This is a genomic window from Marinobacterium lacunae (assembly GCF_000705555.1).
GTDB lineage: Bacteria > Pseudomonadota > Gammaproteobacteria > Pseudomonadales > Balneatricaceae > Marinobacterium_D > Marinobacterium_D lacunae.
The window spans coordinates 119,032-136,471 of record NZ_JMQN01000036.1 but is presented as its reverse complement, the minus strand read 5'-3'; the positions used below and the strand labels follow the sequence as shown (position 1 = coordinate 136,471).

At 56.4% G+C, this 17,440-nt stretch carries 14 protein-coding genes, 1 tRNA gene and 1 other RNA gene; 9 read left to right on the top strand and 7 right to left on the bottom strand.

Annotated elements, in window-relative coordinates:
- Positions 1-18: 18 nt before the first annotated feature.
- Positions 19-453 carry a c-type cytochrome gene (locus ADIMK_RS11755; RefSeq protein WP_036188188.1) on the bottom strand — a complete coding sequence of 145 codons (435 nt, stop codon included), beginning with the start codon at positions 451-453 and terminating at the stop codon, positions 19-21.
- A 145-nt stretch (positions 454-598) separates the two neighbouring features.
- Entirely contained in the window at positions 599-1,321 is a 723-nt protein-coding gene (locus ADIMK_RS11750) for a proteasome-type protease (protein WP_036188184.1), read from the bottom strand.
- A 135-nt stretch (positions 1,322-1,456) separates the two neighbouring features.
- On the opposite strand from ADIMK_RS11750, the gene ADIMK_RS11745 reads away from it, so the two are divergent.
- The 3 genes from ADIMK_RS11745 to ADIMK_RS11740 all read left to right on the top strand — a co-directional run bounded on the left by ADIMK_RS11745 (position 1,457) and on the right by ADIMK_RS11740 (position 2,441).
- Positions 1,457-1,533, top strand: a tRNA-Arg gene (locus ADIMK_RS11745).
- A gap of 46 nt (positions 1,534-1,579) precedes the next feature.
- Positions 1,580-1,703, top strand: a non-coding RNA gene (locus ADIMK_RS21710) — RtT sRNA.
- A 210-nt stretch (positions 1,704-1,913) separates the two neighbouring features.
- Positions 1,914-2,441 (top strand): hypothetical protein, encoded by a 528-nt coding sequence (locus ADIMK_RS11740; RefSeq protein WP_036188182.1) that lies wholly within the window; start codon positions 1,914-1,916, stop codon positions 2,439-2,441.
- Between the two features lie 123 nt (positions 2,442-2,564).
- On the opposite strand, the gene ADIMK_RS11735 is transcribed toward ADIMK_RS11740, so the two are convergent.
- Positions 2,565-2,936, bottom strand: a complete 372-nt coding sequence (locus tag ADIMK_RS11735; RefSeq protein ID WP_036188179.1) for a thiol-disulfide oxidoreductase DCC family protein — start codon at positions 2,934-2,936, stop codon at positions 2,565-2,567.
- 133 nt (positions 2,937-3,069) lie between these two features.
- Complete coding sequence (locus tag ADIMK_RS11730) at positions 3,070-3,525, bottom strand: hypothetical protein (protein ID WP_036188176.1); 456 nt, start codon at positions 3,523-3,525, stop codon at positions 3,070-3,072.
- A 156-nt stretch (positions 3,526-3,681) separates the two neighbouring features.
- Here ADIMK_RS11730 and ADIMK_RS11725 point away from each other — a divergent pair, with 156 nt between their 5' ends.
- From ADIMK_RS11725 to ADIMK_RS11700, 6 genes are all read left to right on the top strand, one after another.
- Positions 3,682-4,764, top strand: coding sequence for a TRAP transporter substrate-binding protein (locus tag ADIMK_RS11725; protein ID WP_051692891.1), 1,083 nt, complete (start codon positions 3,682-3,684; stop codon positions 4,762-4,764).
- Positions 4,765-4,957: 193 nt separating this feature from the next.
- Entirely contained in the window at positions 4,958-6,976 is a 2,019-nt protein-coding gene (locus ADIMK_RS11720; RefSeq protein WP_156042899.1) for a TonB-dependent receptor plug domain-containing protein, read from the top strand.
- Positions 6,977-7,029: 53 nt separating this feature from the next.
- Positions 7,030-7,590 carry a YfiR family protein gene (locus ADIMK_RS11715; protein WP_036188170.1) on the top strand — a complete coding sequence of 187 codons (561 nt, stop codon included), beginning with the start codon at positions 7,030-7,032 and terminating at the stop codon, positions 7,588-7,590.
- Positions 7,587-9,662, top strand: coding sequence for a putative bifunctional diguanylate cyclase/phosphodiesterase (locus tag ADIMK_RS21365; protein WP_051692890.1), 2,076 nt, complete (start codon positions 7,587-7,589; stop codon positions 9,660-9,662). Before ADIMK_RS11715 ends, ADIMK_RS21365 begins: the two co-directional genes overlap by 4 nt.
- Positions 9,663-9,811: 149 nt before the next feature.
- Complete coding sequence (locus ADIMK_RS11705; protein ID WP_197027525.1) at positions 9,812-11,863, top strand: putative bifunctional diguanylate cyclase/phosphodiesterase; 2,052 nt, start codon at positions 9,812-9,814, stop codon at positions 11,861-11,863.
- Positions 11,830-12,765 (top strand): substrate-binding periplasmic protein, encoded by a 936-nt coding sequence (locus ADIMK_RS11700; RefSeq protein ID WP_051692889.1) that lies wholly within the window; start codon positions 11,830-11,832, stop codon positions 12,763-12,765. The genes ADIMK_RS11705 and ADIMK_RS11700 overlap by 34 nt, the downstream gene beginning before the upstream one ends.
- A gap of 154 nt (positions 12,766-12,919) precedes the next feature.
- On the opposite strand, the gene ADIMK_RS11695 is transcribed toward ADIMK_RS11700, so the two are convergent.
- The 3 genes from ADIMK_RS11695 to ADIMK_RS11685 all read right to left on the bottom strand — a co-directional run bounded on the left by ADIMK_RS11695 (position 12,920) and on the right by ADIMK_RS11685 (position 17,297).
- Entirely contained in the window at positions 12,920-13,549 is a 630-nt protein-coding gene (locus tag ADIMK_RS11695) for an outer membrane beta-barrel protein (RefSeq protein ID WP_036188164.1), read from the bottom strand.
- A gap of 215 nt (positions 13,550-13,764) precedes the next feature.
- Positions 13,765-14,556 (bottom strand): TIGR00266 family protein, encoded by a 792-nt coding sequence (locus tag ADIMK_RS11690; protein WP_036188149.1) that lies wholly within the window; start codon positions 14,554-14,556, stop codon positions 13,765-13,767.
- A 110-nt stretch (positions 14,557-14,666) separates the two neighbouring features.
- Positions 14,667-17,297: a bifunctional diguanylate cyclase/phosphodiesterase gene (locus tag ADIMK_RS11685; RefSeq protein WP_081849770.1), complete on the bottom strand. Its 2,631-nt coding sequence runs from the start codon at positions 17,295-17,297 to the stop codon at positions 14,667-14,669.
- Between the last annotated feature and the right edge of the window lie 143 nt (positions 17,298-17,440).

The following is a 17,440-nucleotide window of genomic DNA, read 5'->3' as shown; positions in this document are numbered from 1 at the left end:
TTCATGGGCTGACGAACCTCAGCTGCCGTTTGCCATATACTCGACGGCAGATTTGATCTCGTCATCGGAGCAATCGGCGCAAGTACCGCGCGGCGGCATGGCGTTGAAGCCGTTCAGCGCGTGGTTCAGCAGAGTATCCAGACCTTTTTCGGCCAGGCGGTCAGCCATTTCGCTGGTGCCGAATTTCGGCGCACCCAGTACACCCGAACCGTGGCAAGCAGCGCACTTGCCGTTGTAGATCTCTTCACCGCTGCGCGCGCCACCGGTAGACGCGGTTGCAGCCGCTGCTGCACCGCCACAACTTTCGTCGCCCTGGACGCAGACTTCGCCAACCGGCTTGATACGTTCGATGATCGCTTCATCGGAAGTGGCAGCCTGTACGGTGCTGGTCAGCGCCAGACCCAGGCCCAGTGCAGCGAGTGCTTTTACAGCATTGGCAGCGAATTTGTTCACAGTCACAACCTCTTGTCAGGAATTGGGCTTGGCAGCTTTCCCGCGCGTCCCACGCAAGGCAGGCAAAACTGCACCAAAAAACTGGTCAGGGATTATACCGACAAAAAAGCCCGTACGAAAAGGCGGACCTTAGTCTTCCAGCCTATTAAAGCTCAGTACGTGGCAAGCGATTGAACAGTTCACGTATCCCTTCGCCCCAGGCTTTACGCAGGGCCAGGAACTGTTCGTCTTCGGCACTGATCTGGCGGGTACGCTCCAGACTGTAGCTATCCTTGTTGTAGATCAGTATATCCAGCGGCAGATCCACGGTCAGATTACTCTTGATGGTCGAGTCCATCGAAATCAGGCCGCAGGTCAGTGCGGTTTCCAGCGGAGTATTGGGCGTAATGATTCGGTCAAGAATCGGCTTGCCATACTTGAACTCGCCAATCTGGAAGAACGGCGTTTCGGCACTGGCCTCGATAAAGTTGCCCTGCGGGTAGATCAGGAACAGGCGTGGCGCTTCGCCGCGGATCTGGCCGCCAAGCAACAGGCTGCAGCCCAGATCGACCCCCTGGCTCTGCTGCGGGTGGGTATCGCGCTCGATAATCTCGCGCATCAGCCTGCCGATGTACGCGGCCTCGTCGTACATCGAGGGCAGCGTCATCAGGTTTTCTTCCGCCTCCTCGATGCGCCGCTTGAGCAGTTCCACAATACTCTGCGTCGTCGCCAGGTTGCCGGCGCTGAGCAGCACCAGTGCGTGGTCCCGGCCATTGCCGAACGTAAACAGTTTGCGGAACGTGGAGATGTTATCCACACCGGCATTGGTTCGAGAGTCTGCTACAAAAACCAGCCCGTCGGCCAGTTTCATCGCAACACAGTAGGTCATGGCGATCGCCCATTGGTTAATTGCGCCTATAGTAGGGCCGGGCGCTCCCGGTCGTCTAGTTTCCGCAGGAAGGAAATCTCACTTGCAAACCACACACAGATCGGTAACATTGCGCTCCGCAAACACTTCCTTTGCGCGCCCGTAGCTCAGCTGGATAGAGTAGCAGGTTCCGATCCTGTTGGTCGGGGGTTCGAATCCCTCCGGGCGCGCCATCTTTTATATATTCCACCTAAGTTCAGTATCCTGCGATGCTTTTTCGGTGTTTCGACGCCTGGAGGGTGAGAATCCCCGATGGGTTCGAGTCGAGCGCCGCGAGACAACGTTGCCACAGGCAACGGCCCGCAGGGCGAGGCGAAGCCGAGTCATCCCTCCGGGCGCGCCATCTTTTCTACTTTCTCTGATTCGCCCTTTCGCTGCATATCCTGTAGTGGGCAGTTTATCTTTGTCCGCGTGTGCCGGCTTACTCACATCTACTCGCTATTTGATGCTGGGTATTTACCATTCTTTAACTACACTTAATAACCTACTGTTGGCGTGGGTTTCCGCCGAAAACAGTTTTCTCATGTATCCATTAACTAAATGGAGCAGAAAAATGAACAGGTTATTGCGTGGACTACTAGTGCTGTCGGGATTGTCTTGTGCGGTTGCTGTTGCGCAGGCCGAGGATGACCAGACGTTGATTGAACGTGCGCGCTCAGCTGCACCCTCAATGGTGAGTGCTGATGCGACGGTAATGTATCAGGGGCGGGTGTTGGCTGAGGGGAGTAACGGCTGGACCTGTCTGCCGGAGACGATGCCGGGCGACATGTCGCCGATCTGCAATGATGCGGTGTGGATGGAGGCGCTACAGGCGGTGGGCGGGAAGGCACCGTTCGAAGCCAAACAGATGGGGTTCTCCTATATGCTCGGGGGTGACGGCGGCGTCAGTAACTCGGATCCCTATCATCCTGATCACGTGAATGCGGATGATTTCATCAAGGAAGGACCGCACCTGATGGTGATTGTGCCCCGTGAGGCGCTTGAGGGCATGACAACGGATCCTCATGCCGGAGGGCCGTATGTCATGTGGAAAGATACGCCCTATGCACACATCATGATTCCGGTGGGTGAGCGCGAATAGCGCATGTACCGTTGATTGTATGAAAGGCCGTTGAGTATGAAAGGAAGCGGCAACCACGCCGCTTCCTTTTTGCTTGACCACGTTCCCTATGCGAGTGAGGTCAGCGAGTTGTTGACGCTCACCTCAGAGTCGCCCCTGTTTTCTGAGTCGTCGGGTTACCCACCAGTGGTATAGCCTGCTTGCCACCGGTCTTATCAACGGCAAACCGATGATGAATCCGAGCAGCTTGTAGCGGGGGATACGCGCCATCAGCACGCGATAAGCTTCCAGCTCCGACAGGATTCGGCCGTCCGCTGTGCGGATATGGAGTTCCGTCAGTGCCTTGCGTGGGTCGATGCCCAGCTCGATCAGCTCTCGGTCCCGTCCGGTGATGTCGAACCACTCCACCGGTGTATCCGCTTCAGGGTCCAGTTGTTCGTAATTTTTGCGATCCCGTCTACAGCGGGGGCAGGCACCGTCATAGTACACGATGATTTTGTCCTGCGTGTTCGGCATAACCCGCCTCGTTTAACTCTTATCGTGATCTGAATTAAGGGTAGCCGATGAACAGGCGAGGAGGTGCTCAGGGCGTGAGCGCAGCGACGTGTTTGGTTGCCGCTTTGTTCAGCCCTGGTCTGAGGTTATCGGCCTAGCGTTGCCAGAACTTGTACTCCAATTCGACACCGAACGCATCGTAGCCCTCAGAGTCTTCGCCGAGCATGCAGCTGTGGTGGGTGTACTTGGCGTTGGTACGGAAACGCTCGTCGGCACTTTGATAGATGTTCATGCGTACACCCAGATTCGAGGTCCAGCGATCATCGACCCCTCCCTGCTCGCATTGGGGGCTGACATCCTTGAGGTGATCAAGCCCCAGATAGACGCTGGCATCCTTGAAGAACATGCCGGACTCGGCGGCGAACAGTTTGGGACCGAATGCAAGGGCAGCACCGAAGAGCAGTGCCAGTACGATGCCCTTGAGCACGCCAAGTCCGGTTTTCGACTTGAAGTATTCGATCCATTTACTCGGTGGTATGACCAGAGCGGTTACCAGCAGCACTATGGCGATGGCGGCCAGTACGAACTGCAGGGCGCTGGGTATATTCATGAGGGTCCTCCTTGAACACATGTGAATGGAGGACGGATTATATAGAATGTCTCTACATTGCGTCAGATCATGATGTGCTTCAGTACAGCCCGACCTCGCGGTACTATCTGCCCACTGATCGTTCAGTCAAGATAACTACAAACGGACTTTAACAAGATGAAAACACGCATAGCCCTGTTTAAACCGGCAGCCGTGCTTGCAGCGCTTCTGTCGTTCTCGGCGGCTCCGGCACAGGCCGACGATACCTATACCCTCAAGCTTGCCGAAACCTGGGGCCCCAACTCCCCGATTTTGCATGACACGACGCAGCACATGGCGGAGATGGCTGAGAAGATGTCGGCCGGCCGACTGAAGATTCGTATCGACTCTGCCAACAAGCACAAGGCGCCGTTCGGTATTTTCGACATGGTGAAGTCGGGTCAGTACGACATGGGGCATACCGCGTCTTACTACTACAAGGGCAAGATCCCCAATGCCATGTACTTCACCACTGTACCGTTCAGCATGACGGTGCCTGAGCAGTACGCATGGTTCTACCATGGCGGCGGCATGGAGCTGATGCAGAAGGTCTACTCCCCCTACGGCGTGATGTCGTTCCCCGGCGGCAATACCGGCAACCAGATGGGCGGTTGGTTCCGCAAGGAGATCAACTCGGTCGAAGACCTGAAAGGCTTGAAGATGCGTACGCCGGGATTCGCCGGTGAGGTTATGGCGCAGCTTGGTGTGGCGGTTACCAATATCCCGCCGGGTGAACTCTATACCTCTCTCGAGCGCGGCACGATCGATGCTTTGGAGTGGGTCGGCCCTGCGCTGGACCTGCCGATGGGCTTCCACCGTATCGCCAAATACTACTACTCAGGCTGGCAGGAGCCCGCAGCTGAGGTTCAGTTCCTGATCAACACCAAAGTATGGGAAGGGTTGCCTGAAGACCTTCAGGAGATCCTGCGAGTTGCCATGCGTACGGCTGCCTATGACATGTATACCCAGAGCACGCATATGAACAGCCTGGCCTGGGACAAGATGAAAGAGGAGTATCCGGACGTGACGCACAAGGTGTTCCCGCAGGAGGTGATCAGTGCACTGCGTGAAACCACCGAACGTCTTCTGGCTGACCAGGCCGCGGCGGATCCGTTGGCAGCCGAGATCATCAATAGCCAGCAGAACTACCTGAAACAGGTACGCAAGTGGACCAATATCTCCGATAAGGCCTACCTGGACAGCCTTTCGACGGTGGAGTGACGCACGCTCCTGCACGTTAGCGATTAACCCCACCAAAGTCTGGTGGGGTTTTTATTGTCGATTGCTATCCGACATCTGTATCAATGTAACTGTGAAAGAAAACTGGTAATAAATAGCCGTGGCAAACAAGTACCGAACATGCCTGTTTGCAATGGCGTATTGAATACCCGTACCGAGCGAGGGTTAGATAGCGGTGAGCTACCATTCTTTAAGCGACAGACCGGCGAGCAAAGTGGCGTGTGGGTACACCCTGCGCGGGTCGTTACTGGCGCTACTGATCCTCAGCCCTCTGTACGCTTTAGCCGCTGCTGAAGAGGAGGTCGATCTTGCGGCGATGTCACTGAAAGAGCTGATGTCGCTGGAGGTGTTTACATCAGCCTCGCTGCTGCCCACCCAGATCAGCCGGGCACCGGGCAGCGTCTACACCTTTGATCGCAGCGACTTCGCCCGCTTTGGCGTGCGCAGACTGGATGATCTGCTGACGTTTGTGCCGGGGTTGCAGTTGAACCAGTATCGCAAGCGGCACCGTTCGATATGGGCGCGGGGGATGCTCGACCGCTACAACGACAAGATGGTGCTGATGATCGACGGCGTACGCATACGCCACCTCTACTATGGCCATTTTTCCCTCGGTGACAATCTGCCTCTCGAAGCGATTGAAAAGGTGGAGGTTATCCTTGGACCTGCATCGAGTCTCTATGGCGCTAATGCGTTTAGCGGCATCGTCTCGATTTCCACGCGTGAATTCAGTAGCGACGAAAGTCTGAGTGCAACGCTGGAAACTGCCAATAACGACCGGGGCAAGGGGACGTTGCTCTACAACAGTGACAATTTCCAGGCGTTCGGCAGTTATCTGCAGCAGGATGCGCCGTTTCGTGAAGGGCGCAAGAGCTTTATCGGCGGCGACACGGATCAACCCTTGGGTGAGGAGTTCGCTAACCTACTGATCAAGGGCTCGCCAATTGATGGATTAACGCTCTCAATGAACTATGCCCAGGAGGAAACCCCCTTCCTGTTTATACCCGATACGCAGGATGCCTATGTCGACGCGGAATCGCTTGTGCTGTCGGCAAACTATGAGCAGGGCAGCATCGAAACCGGCCGTATTGAAAGCACTTTTTACTACCATCTGGACAACGCCCGCGAATACGAGGTCGAGAATCTGGGTAACACCCTCGGCTACGAAGAGTATCAGGATGCCTGGATGGCCGGTGGTAAGGTGACCGGATTCAAGCGTCTGGGCCAGCATGTCGTGGCCGCCGGGATAAGCTGGGAGCATGAGTCGGCGGAGAATACCCGTTATCAGCGTAACTACCATTTCGCAGCGGGCTATCTGACGCCGCCGGAAACCGGCGATCTGTTGTCGAGCCCCGGCATCTCAAACGATGACTACGCATTCTATCTGCAGGATGTTTGGAGTCTCGCACCCGAGCTGGATCTGACCCTGGGCGCCCGTTACGACGAGTTCGAAGAGTTTGGCGGACACTGGAATCAGCGCGCTGCACTGGTATACACACCGGAAAATTCACAGACCTGGAAACTGCAGTACGGTACTGCGATCAGAACGCCGACCCTGCGTGAATATCTCAAGGTGCTTGAGGGGACCACGTTCGTGCCGCCGCCACTGGAACCTGAGGAGATCGAGCAGATCGAACTCGGCTATCTCTACCAGTGGGATAACGCCAACCTCAACCTCAGCCTGTATCGAAGCGAGCTGACCAACTTCATCATCGAGATGCCGACACCGGATGATGCCGATGAATTTTTCGCCAATACCGATATGAAGGTGCGGTTCAACGGTATGGAGGCACTGTTGAATGTCAAACCGTCTGAGCGGCTGAATCTGAGGGCAGGTCTGGCCTACCTGGAGCGGGCCGATGGCGATCAGGCGACGCCCTATGTCTCCAGCTGGACCGGCAGCCTGCAGATGGACTATCGCGTCAGACCCGCGCATACGCTGGGCTTTTCGCTGGTTTACAACCAGGCACGTGACGATTGGAACAGTTTCAGCGAGGACGATGAGGGCAGTTTCTATATTGCCAACCTGTACGGTTTTGGCCGTTTGGCACCGGACTGGTCCTATTCTTACGGGATCGACAACCTGTTCGACCGCCGGGTTTACGACCCCGCCGCCGATTTCGGCAATAAATACAGTAACGAGCGTAGTGAACGCGAGATCTGGTTGCGCCTGACCTGGGATATGACGCTTTGATCCGATTTCGCTCGACTTGCTTTAGCTACAGACAACGCTGCCGACTGAGCACCTTGGCCGCGTTGTTGTGGCTATGCCTGATCAGTGTGTTCTCACCTGTCGCGCTGGCCGATCCGAATGACGAGCGGGTGAGTCGTGTAAAAGCGGCCTTTATTCTGAACATCGTCAAGTTTGTTGCCTGGCCGACCGAGTCGCTGCGGATGCCAGCCGATACTTTTACCCTGTGTTATTACCGCGAGGACCCACTGGGCTCCGGTGTTGAGATGATCCTGAACAAAAGAGTGCTTGGGCTGCCGATGAAAAGCAGGCTTATCGAGAATCTGTCGGAGAGTGACCGGTGTAGAGTGTTGCTGATCGCCGCCGAGCAACTGCCACAGTATATGGCGGAGATATCCAACGCCACGGAGCGCAGGCCAGTGCTGACGATCACTGATTTGACCGACGAAGAGGGCAAGGGCGTCGCCTATTCGGGGGTGATCATGAATTTGGTCAGGCGTGGCAGCAGTATCGGTTTCGAAATCGATACACGGGAATTGAAAGCACGCCGCCTCTCGATGAGTTCGGAACTGCTAAAGCTGGCACACATCATAGACGTTCCCGGGAGTGGTAAATGAGCCTGGGGCGCCGTTCGTTGCGGCGAAAATTGACGGTTGTACTGATGATGGTCAGCACCACGGTGCTGGCGTTGGCCAGTCTCGGGTTTGCCGTCAATGACTGGAATAATATGCGCTCAACGGTCTTCGACCGGATGGGGGCGCAGGCAGCTATTATCGGCGGCAATAGTGTATCGGCCTTGTTATTCAGCGATAGCGAGTCGGCCCATCGTACCTTGGCGACGCTTGAAAGCGACCAAGAGATCGTGGCATCGATGCTGTTTGACGCTCAGGGTGAGCTGTTTGCCAGCCACATACGTCAGGGGCAGGCACTAAGCCTGGAGTTACCGCCTAGAGAGCGGGGCGATTTTCGTGGTTATCTCTATGTAAATAAGCCGGTTGTATTCGATGGAGAACAGCTGGGGCGGGTGGTGCTGCTGTTTGAGCCGAAACAGTGGGATGCGCTGCAGCGGGAACGTCTTAGCATCGTGTCGGTACTGTTCCTGGTGTCGGTACTGGTTGCCGTGGGACTGGCGAGCCTGTCTCAGCGGTTTGTCACTGCGCCGATTCTGCAGTTGGCGAAAACCGCCCGCGGCATCACACGTACACGCAACTACCGGCTGAGGGCGCAGTGCACGACCTCGGACGAGATCGGTGAACTGGCCGATGACTTCAATGCCATGCTGGATGAGATCGAACAGCGGGAGAGAGAGCTGCAGCAGGCGCAATCAGAATTGGAGGCAAAGGTAAACGAGCGAACCACCGAGTTGCTGGAACTGACCCGGCAGTTTGAACACCAGGCGTTTCACGATGCGCTGACCGGCCTGCCCAACCGGATGACCTTCGATCGCGATCTGGAGCGCAGTATCGCGATTGCACGGCGCACCGGGCACCAGCTTGCGGTAATGTTCCTTGATCTGGACCGTTTCAAGGCGATCAACGACACGTTGGGTCATGCGATTGGCGATCGTCTGCTGGTCCAGTTGGCCAAGCGACTGAACGGACTGTTGCGAGAAACCGATACCCTGGCCCGTCTGGGCGGCGATGAATTTGCTGTTCTGCTGGTTGAAACCACGCCGGATGCGGCCGCGGAAGTGGCGGGGAAGCTGATTCAGGCGATCAATCAGCCGGTGGAGATCGATAGTTACAGCCTGCGTGTTACGACAAGTCTCGGCATCAGCGTGTGTCCAGACGATAGCCGTGACGCCGGCACATTGCTGAAGAATGCCGATACTGCGATGTACTTTTCAAAGGATGTCGGCCGTAACCGGTTCAGCTTTTATGCCAAGGAGATGAACGCCCGCTCGGAGCGTCGGTTGATGCTGGAGGGCAAGCTGCGTAGCGTCGTCGCCGAGCAGCGTCTGCAGGTGCATTATCAGCCCAAATATGACGCCATGAGCGGCAAGATTGCCGGTGTGGAGGCGCTGGTGCGCTGGTTCGATGAGGATGAGGGCAGCATCTCTCCCGAGGAGTTTATCCCTCTGGCGGAAGATTGCGGTCTGGTCGGCGAAATCGATGAGTTTGTGACCCGCCGCGCCTGTCAGGACCTGATGTCGCTTAAGACGGACCGATGTCCAGCCCTGACGCTGGCGGTAAACTTCTCCCCGGCGCATTTTATCCATCGTGGCCTGCATGACCGGATTGAGTCTACGCTAACCAGTACGGGGTTCCCCGGTGACCTGCTGGAGGTAGAGGTGACCGAGGCGGTTGTGGCGTCGGAGGAGGCGCATCTGCATGAATATCTGAACCAGATTCGCGGGCTCGGTGTGCGCCTGGCGATCGACGACTTCGGCATCGCCTATTCCTCACTCAGTCGACTGAAGCAGTTACCGATCAACACGCTCAAGATCGATCGCTCGTTCATCCGCGATATTGGTGACGACTCCGACGATGAGGTGATCGTGCGCACCATCATCGATATGGCGCATAACCTGAACCTCAAGGTGGTCGCAGAGGGGGTGGAAACCCAGGCCCAACTGGAGTTTATCCGTCGTCACGGTTGTGATCAGGTGCAAGGCTACCTGTTCAGTAAACCGATGCCGATCGACCAGCTGAAAGCATTGCTTGAGGTAAAGTCTGAGGTTCAGATTTAAATCAGGAGTTGGCTCGACGGTGGAAAACCTGTCCTGCAGGAGTCGTTGAAAGAATAGATGACGAAAAGCGACAAAGATGTGTAAAGGGCTATATTGGAATTTGAGCCCTAGATTATTCAACACGAGCCGACCTTAGTATGCGAGCTTCTTTGAAACGATATCGTCGTGAGCATCCTCTCGCTTTGCGAATTCTCGCTTCTATTTTGGTTGCCAGTGGGCTGTTTGCCGTACTCGTCACAGGTATTCAGTTGTACAGCCAATATCGAGCGGATCTCGCCATCCTCGAGTTGCGCCTGAACGATGCCCAGTCGACCTTTGTACGCGCACTGGAGGACGCGGTCTGGCGGCTGGATAACAATCTGACGATCCATACTCTTGAGGGGGTGCAACAGCTGCCCTATGTCGCCTACGTGTGGTTAGAAACGGTGGATGGTGCCATTCATAGGCAAGGTGAGGAGGTGCACTCTCCCTACATTGAGGTTTACCAATATCCGCTGAGTCACCGTTTCGACGACCCGCCAGCCCTGCCTATACCGTTGGGGGTTCTGCGCGTGGGAGTAGACCGACGGCCTATTTTGGATAGCTTGAAAAATCAGGCAATACTGACGCTGGCCTTGCAAATACTTAAAACAGTCATCGTATCGGCACTCATCCTTTGGATCCTCTACCGCCTGCTGTTCCGGCGCCTGAGCCATCTGCAGCAAACCGCAAAAGCATTGACCGCCGACGATCTGCATACCCCCTTCATGCCCGAAACAAATCCTGTAGATCGTTTCGACGAACTGGATGACCTGTGTACAGTGCTGGATGATATGCGCCTAAGGTTAAAGGCCGGAATTGAGGGGATCCGCGAGGCGCAGGAGCGTGAACGTCTGCTGATAGAGAGAGACAGCCTGACCCAATTAATGAACAGCAAAACGGGATTGGCCCAGGCACAGACGCAGCTCAGCATAGCGGAACAGAAGGGGGAGCACCTGGTGCTGGTCGCTGTCGCGGTCAAGGCGTTTAAACCGGTAATCGAGTCCCTCGGTGTACAGTATGCTGAACTGATGATCGTCTACGTAGCTGAGCTGCTGAAAAAGCTGTTTGCGGAAGATGCCATACTTGCGCGCTGTGCCGATAATCAATTTTTCGTCACCCTGCGGATCAACGGAACCGACATTGAACAGATCAGAACGCTAATGGAGAAGATGCGCGGTGATCTGTCGCAACCTATATACCTGCATGGGCACAGTATCGATACCAACTGCTACGCTGGAATTGCGATTTCGCCTGGCGATGGCAGAGATGCACATACACTCTATAAGCACGCCCTATCGGCTGTTTACAGTGCGCATGCGCAACGCCATAGGTCACGTTATCTGTTCTTCGATCCCTTGAAGTATGAGACGACAACGCGCCGCCTAAAACTTACGGCGCTAATCTCCAGTGCTCAATTTCTGGAGGAGTTTGAACTGCACTACCAGCCGATTGTCGATGCCAAGGATAAAAAATTGGTAGGTTGTGAGGCATTAGCACGTTGGTGTAGCGATGAGCTTGGCCAGATTCCACCACCTGAATTCATCGAAGTCGCAGAGGAGATCGGTTTGATTGCCGGTCTCGGCGAGCTGATTCTGCAGAAAGCCTGTCTCCAGGCAGCACATTGGCGCACGCTTGCTCCCAATATGATCATCAGTGTCAATGTCTCGCCGTTACAGATCGTCGATGCGCATTTTCAGCAGATTGTTGAAAACGCGCTCGCACTGTCCGGCCTGCCGGCCTGCGCTCTAAAGCTGGAGGTCACAGAACAGTTGATGCTGCATGACGAAGAACCGTTGATGGAGAAGCTGCGTTACCTACAGTCGCTAGGGGTGCGTCTTGCCATCGATGACTTCGGCAGTGGCTATGCATCACTCAACTATCTGTGTGGCTATCCGTTCGAGCTGCTCAAGATCGATCAGAGCTTTGTGCGTCATATGCTCAGCGAACCCGGGCGTGAGACACTCGTGCGCACCATTGTGCAGCTAGCCCACTCGTTGGGACTCGAAGTTGTCGCCGAAGGGGTTGAGTCGAATGAGTTGAGTGTTTTGCTTACCGAGATGGGCTGCGATCTGTTGCAGGGCTACTGCTTTAGTCGTCCGCTGCCCCCTCAAACCTTCACTGATCAGATGTTAGGGGGCGACTCCGGATGTGGCACGCAGGTTTATTCGGTCGGTATCTGATACTCGGAGTAATCGCTCTATGCCTGTTGGCGAGTCCACTGCTTAAAGCAGACAGCACACCCACGATAAAGTACCAGCACACCAAGAGCCCGAACGATAAGCGGGACGAGTATTTTCTTCAGCTGCTGAAGCTGGCGCTGGATGAAAGCCGCGTTGAGTACGGTGACTACCATCTGCAGCAGGCGTCATCGCTGACCACCCAAGACCGAGCCTTTGCCCTGGTCAAGGCGGGTCAGTACATAGACGTTACCTGGGTGATGAGCAGTACCGCACGCGAGCGCGACGCGTTGGCTATACCCATCCCGTTATTGAAAGGACTGCTTGGTTATCGAACTTTGCTGGTGGCAAACGATCGTCTGAAAGAGTTCGATGCTGTCGACAGTTTGACGCAACTGGCCAAGTTCACGGCGATACAAGGAACAGGTTGGCCTGACGTCGATATCTTGCGTTACAACCATCTCAACGTGATCACCTCGCCCGACTACGAGAGCCTATTCAATATGTTGAGACGGCACCGGGCCGATTATTTTCCACGCGGTATCAGTGAGGTTTGGCTGGAGCTGAACCGTCCCGTCAGCGCTGAGATTACCCTGAAAACCAACCTCGTTTTGTTTTACCGAAGCCCCATCTATTTCTTTGTGTCGCGACGAAATCCACAGCTCGCGGCCAGAATCAAACGGGGATTGGAGCTTGCGGCCAGCAATGGCCGTTTCGACCAACTGTTCTACTCACGGCCGGAGATAAGAAAGGCTATCGAACTGCTCGAGCAACGGGAGCACCGAATCGTTGAGCTGGAGTTGCCCTGGACACTGCCCTCATTACAACAGGTAGACCCTGCGCACTGGTATCAACATGACAATAGTGCTTTCTCCAAAATGGGGCGCGACGCGTTAGGAAACTAAGCCGTTGTGCCCGTTGGCCCGGCTATGTAGCGTTTACTGTACGGTTGATTGGTATGGTATGTCGTTTGGCGGTTAATGGTGCTAACCCGAAAAAGCCAAAACCGCAGCGGGGTGCTGCGGTTATTTCATTGCGCTTACTTAGTGAGGTGCGTGATCAGAAGCGGTATGCGAGACCGATCGACAGGGTGTCGATGTCGAGATCTTCGTCAACCACATCCAGCATGTAACGGTTCCACTGAGCGTTGACCGATACGTTTTCGTTGAATGAGTAGCTGGCGCCCAGACCGATGTACGGATCGGTACCGTCGTCCAGTTCTGCGGATGCACCGCCGCTGAAGGTATCGCCATCAATGGTGATGGTGCCGGAGAAGTCAGCGTCGGACTGCCAGTGGAGCATGCCCGCGCGTGCGAACAGGTCGACCGACTCAGTGACAGGAAGATCGCCGCGGACACCGAAGAAAACACCGGTCGCGTCCACGGAAATGCGCCCGTCGATGGTCACGGAGCTGCCATACAGACTTCCGCTTACCGGAGCGTTGGTTGATGCGGTCGTTTCGCCCAGATCGACATAACCGAGTTCTGCCGAGAAGTAGTCATTGAAGCTGTAACCCATGCCGACACCGTACATTGTGTCGGTCTCGTCGACCGAGATACCCGAAGCGCTTCCGGTATCGAAATCAGAACGACCCAGATCGCCAAAGATATAGATGCCTTGGGCAGACGATGCGGTTGCGAAAGTCGCAGAAGTGGCGGCGACAGCCAGGATGGCGAGAGCCTTTTTCATCCGTTGAATCCTCATGAGAATACACTATCCAGTAGTTGCCAACTGCAGGGGACAGCTGGCAACCCGCACAGCCTATCAGGGTTTATGCCGAGTTAATCTAGGAAGATTTCCTAATTTTCGCCATGCTCTCAACACGTTTGTCATTGCCCTGATCAACGCGCCGCGTCGGGCGTGCGCGTCGGTAGCGTTCATGCGATAAATGCACTCATGCAGTATCAGCGATCGCCGTCGATCAGGCGGCCTAAACCACCGAGTACAGAGCCTTCGCCCTTGTCGCTGCCACCGGAACTCGGTGCACTGGCAATGATGCGATCGGCCATGCGCGAGAACGGCAGACTCTGCAGCCAGACGGTACCGGTGCCTTTCAGCGTCGCCAGGAACAAACCCTCGCCGCCGAAGATCATCGACTTCAGGTTACCCGCGCGCTGGATGTCATAGTCGATCCCCTCCGTAAACCCGACCAGGCAGCCGGTATCCACTCTCAGGGTCTCGCCGTTCAATTTCTTTGGCACCACTGTGCCACCAGCCTGAATGAAGGCCATGCCATCGCCCTCTAGTGTTTGCAGGATGAAGCCTTCGCCGCCGAACAGGCCCGAACCGATGCGGCGGTTGAAGGTGATGCTGACCTTGGTGCCCAGCGCTGCGCAGAGGAAGGCATCCTTTTGGCAGGTGATCCGCTGGCCCAGCTCGGCCATGTTAAGCGGGACGATATTGCCGGGGTAGGGTGCTGCGAATGCGACGCGGCGCTTGGCTGAGCCGCGATTGGTAAAGTGTGTGGTGAAGATCGATTCACCGGTGAACATCCGCTTGCCGGCGGAAAACAGTTTACCCATGAACCCTTCGTCGGGATTGGAGCCATCGCCCATCTTGGTTTCGAAGTCGATATCCTGCTCCATGTAGGTCATAGCACCGGCTTCTGCAACCACCGTTTCGCCCGGGTCGAGCTCCACTTCGACCAGTTGCATCTCCGATCCGATGATCTCGTAATCTACTTCATGGCAGCGCATCTTGAATCTCCTGTCTCAATTGCGTGTTCGGCTTGCTGCAGAGTGTGAGTACCATTCTAGCCCGAAGGTTCGCCAGAGTGCCCATGGGCTGTGGTATGTCGCCTGTTGGGTCAGATGATCCAATTCGAGCCATCCCCGGCATACATTGATGCCGCCTGCTCCAGCAGGGTGTCGGCGTCGGTGGGTTTCGCGAACAGATACCCCTGCAGGCAGGGGCAGCCCATCTCGGTCAGGATGGTTGCCTGCCCTTCGGTTTCGACGCCTTCGGCGATCACCTTGAGGTCGAGACTGCGTGACATAGCGAGAATGGCGCGGATCAGCTCCCGGTCGCTGTGATCCTCCTCCATGTCGCGCACGAAAGAGCGGTCCACCTTGACGGTGCTGACCGGGAAACGTTTGAGGTAGCTGAGACTGGAGTAACCAGTGCCGAAGTCGTCCACCGATATGCCAAGGCCCAGGGCGCGAATCCCTTTGAGGGTATCGAGCATGCGCTCGGAGTCTGTCATCAGCGTGGATTCGGTGATCTCCAGCTCAAGCTGGTCGCCGCAGATATCGTAGCGCTTGAGCAGCTCGCTCAGGGTTTCGGCGAACGCTTTCTCTCGAAGTTGGACAGTGGAGGCGTTCACCGCGATGCGCACGCCCTCCAGTGCTGTGCCACGCCAGCGTTGGAGTTGGGCACAGGCCTCTTCCAGCAGCTGCTGACCTAAGGGGATAATCAGCCCACTCTCTTCGGCTACGGGGATAAACAGGTCTGGCCGTATGATCCCCTGTTCGCCTCTATCCCAGCGTACGAGTGCCTCGACCGAGCAGACTTTCCGGGTGACGGCGTCGATGACGGGCTGGTAGTGAAGGATAAACTCGCCCTCGGGTATCGCCCTGCGCATGTCGTTTTCAAGTTTCAGGCGGGCGATGGCGGCATCGTCGGCGCTGCGTGAGAACAGGTGGAAGCCGTTTCGACCGTCGCGCTTGGCTCGGTACATGGCGGCGTCGGCATGTTTCATCAGCGTCGAGGGGTCGCGGCCGTCATCGGGATAGAGTGCGATTCCGAGGCTGGCGGTGATCATCAACTCGGTGTCGAGCAGGGTGTAGGGCTTGGCCAGCGCTTCAATGACCTTGCCGGCCAGCTCGCCGGCGGCCTCGGCACAGCCGATCCCGTCGAGCAAAATGACGAACTCGTCGCCCCCCAGACGCGAGATAGTATCACTCTCGCGCAAGGTGGCGGTCAGACGTTGTGCCACCAGTTTTAGCAGCTCATCACCGGTGGCGTGGCCGAGCGAGTCGTTCACCTTCTTGAAGTGGTCGATATCGAGGAACATCACGGCGAAGCGCTGTTTATGCCGTTCTCCGTGCTGGCAAGCCTGCAGCAGGCGGTCCTGATAGAGCACTCGGTTGGGCAGATCGGTCAGGTCGTCATGGTGTGCCAGGCGAAGCATCTTGCTCGCCAACTGCCGGGTTTCAGTCACATCCTTGATCACAGTGACAGTGCCGAGCAGGGTGCCGCTAGGCGCATGAATCGGCGACACACTGTCGCGTATGCCGTATTCCAGACCGTCTCGGCTGTGCAGTATCAAGTTGTCCATCACTTCGCTGGATTCGCGCGCGATCCGGCATCGGGTGACGGCGTCGGGCAGTACCCGACCGTTGCGCTGATCGGAAATTCTCACCACCTGATCGAAGCGACAGCCTCGGGCTTCTTTTAGCGGCCAGCCGAGCATCGCTTCCGCTACCGGGTTGAGGTAGGTGATATGGCCCTGCGGATCAGTGGTGATGACGCCGTCGCCGATGGAGTGCAGCGTCACTTCGGCGGTTTCCTTTTCGTCGGACAGGGCTTCGGCGGTGAGCATCAGGCGTTCGAGTGACGTGGCCAGCAGTACCGGTGGTAACAGCGTCAATACCAGCGGCATATAGATCAGTACATCCTGAAGCTCGCGCGGCATGCTGCTCCATGCGCTGGAGTTATAGCCCAGTTGTATCCCGACCAGTATCGAGCAGATCGGCAGCGCAACGGCAACGGCAGGGAAACGGCCGATGATCGCAATCAAGGCCAGGGAGGCGGTAACGAAAACGAAGGGGTAGGGAATATACGCCGGTGCCCAGGAGGAGATCGCCAGTGTGACGGCTATGGCCAGCAAACTTTGGGGCTGTCGTAGCAGAGAGGTGAACGCGGGTATTCCCCGTGTCAGGCAGAGCAAGCCAAGGGGCAGTACGGCGACTCCGCCGATGGCACTGCTGCCGAACAGACTGGTCCAGGTACTGCCGATATCCGCTTTCTGAGCGCTGTAAAAGATCAGTGCGGACAGCATCGCGCCGATGGCAGAGGGCACGAGACAGCCAAGCAAGAGGCTGCTGAGCATGCCTTCGGCACGGCTGACGCTCTCGCGCAGGTCGGTAAAACGTCGTAGTAGCGCAGCTCCGAGCAGAATCTCGATCAGGTTGCCGGGAATGTAGAGTACGACGCGGCTGAAGCTGCCGCCAGCGGCGAGTCCGGCTGTCAGATTAGCCAGAGCAAGGGCGGCCAGATGGAGCGGCCATTCGCGGGCGGGGCGGGTCAGCAGCAGGCAGATTGCCAGTGCATTGGGATACCAGATTGTTGCGATGGAACCGTCCGGGTAGGGCAGGTTCATCGTGCCGTAGGCCACCAGCGTGTAGATCACGCCCGTTATCACCAGTGCAATCATGGCTGAAAGCCGCGACAGCGAAAGGGGGGAGGGCGGGGAGGCTCGTTCTCCGGTAGTCATCATCTACGTCGTCTGGTTGGCTCGTGCTGTCAAAAAATGTGTTCTCCCGTTGGGGTCCATTCCTGAGGCAGACAGATGAGTCGCCAGCCGGCAATGCCGCGACCTTGCGGCTAAGTAGTTGGTATTCAAACGGAATGCGGCGGGTT

What these genes read in the sequence shown, in the direction of transcription:
- ADIMK_RS11750 (WP_036188184.1), bottom strand. Translation starts at nt 1,321, where the DNA reads ATGACCTACTGTGTTGCGATGAAACTGGCCGACGGGCTGGTTTTTGTA.
- ADIMK_RS11740 (WP_036188182.1), top strand. Translation starts at nt 1,914, where the DNA reads ATGAACAGGTTATTGCGTGGACTACTAGTGCTGTCGGGATTGTCTTGT.
- ADIMK_RS11735 (WP_036188179.1), bottom strand. Translation starts at nt 2,936, where the DNA reads ATGCCGAACACGCAGGACAAAATCATCGTGTACTATGACGGTGCCTGC.
- ADIMK_RS11730 (WP_036188176.1), bottom strand. Translation starts at nt 3,525, where the DNA reads ATGAATATACCCAGCGCCCTGCAGTTCGTACTGGCCGCCATCGCCATA.
- ADIMK_RS11725 (WP_051692891.1), top strand. Translation starts at nt 3,682, where the DNA reads ATGAAAACACGCATAGCCCTGTTTAAACCGGCAGCCGTGCTTGCAGCG.
- ADIMK_RS21365 (WP_051692890.1), top strand. Translation starts at nt 7,587, where the DNA reads ATGAGCCTGGGGCGCCGTTCGTTGCGGCGAAAATTGACGGTTGTACTG.
- ADIMK_RS11700 (WP_051692889.1), top strand. Translation starts at nt 11,830, where the DNA reads ATGTGGCACGCAGGTTTATTCGGTCGGTATCTGATACTCGGAGTAATC.
- ADIMK_RS11695 (WP_036188164.1), bottom strand. Translation starts at nt 13,549, where the DNA reads ATGAAAAAGGCTCTCGCCATCCTGGCTGTCGCCGCCACTTCTGCGACT.
- ADIMK_RS11690 (WP_036188149.1), bottom strand. Translation starts at nt 14,556, where the DNA reads ATGCGCTGCCATGAAGTAGATTACGAGATCATCGGATCGGAGATGCAA.
- ADIMK_RS11685 (WP_081849770.1), bottom strand. Translation starts at nt 17,297, where the DNA reads ATGATGACTACCGGAGAACGAGCCTCCCCGCCCTCCCCCCTTTCGCTG.